This is a genomic window from Rhodococcus sp. ENV425 (genome assembly GCF_002887785.1).
GTDB classification, from domain to species: Bacteria; Actinomycetota; Actinomycetes; order Mycobacteriales; family Mycobacteriaceae; genus Rhodococcus; species Rhodococcus aetherivorans.
Genome location: NZ_PCZU01000287.1, coordinates 16,657 through 17,421 on the forward strand (window position 1 = coordinate 16,657; position 765 = coordinate 17,421).

Consider the following 765-nt stretch of genomic DNA (forward strand, 5'->3'; position numbering starts at 1 on the left):
GCAGCAGCCGGACGAACCGGTCGCCGACGGCGGCCACGGTCGGGGCGTCGAACAGGTCGGTGGCGTAGGAGATCTCGACGGCGAGGTCGCCCGCGTCGGTGCCGGCCGCCTGACCCTCGAGGATCGTGACCATGAGGTCGAACTTCGCCACCCCCGCGTCGAGGGGCAGCTGCGCGACGGACAGCCCCGGCAGTTCCAGGGCCACGTCGCCGATGTTCTGGAACGCCAGCATGACCTGGAACAGCGGAGTCCGGGCCTGGGTGCGTTCCGGCGCGAGCACGTCCACGAGACGCTCGAACGGCACCTCGGCGTGCGCGAAGGCCCCGAGGTCGACCTCGCGCACCCGGGCGAGCAGTTCGGCGAAGGTGTCGGCCGTGTCCACCTCGGTGCGCAGCACCAGGGTGTTGACGAACATGCCGATCAGATTGTCGAGCGAGCGTTCCCCGCGGCCGGCCACCGGGGTGCCGACGGCGATGTCCCGGGACGTGCCGAGGCGGGCCAGCAGCAGCGCCAGGGTCGCGTGGACCACCATGAACACCGTCGCGCGCTGTTCCCCGGCGAGCCGGCCGAGCGCGGCGTGCAGCGACTCGTCGATGGTGAGGCGATGTGTCGCACCACGATTCGTCGCGACCGCGGGCCGCGGCCGGTCGGTCGGCAGGTCGAGCCCGTCCGGCAATCCGTCGAGCGCCTGCTTCCAGTACTCGAGCTGACGGGTGACGACGGAGTCCGGGTCGCCCTCGGAGCCGAGCACGTCGCGCTGCCACA

Annotated in this window: 1 protein-coding gene; it reads right to left on the bottom strand. The window is 72.0% G+C overall.

Going from position 1 to position 765, the window contains the following annotated elements; all coding sequences use genetic code 11:
- A partial coding sequence (locus tag CQZ88_RS30280) for a condensation domain-containing protein (protein ID WP_258008831.1) occupies positions 1-765 on the bottom strand: 765 nt, incomplete at both ends.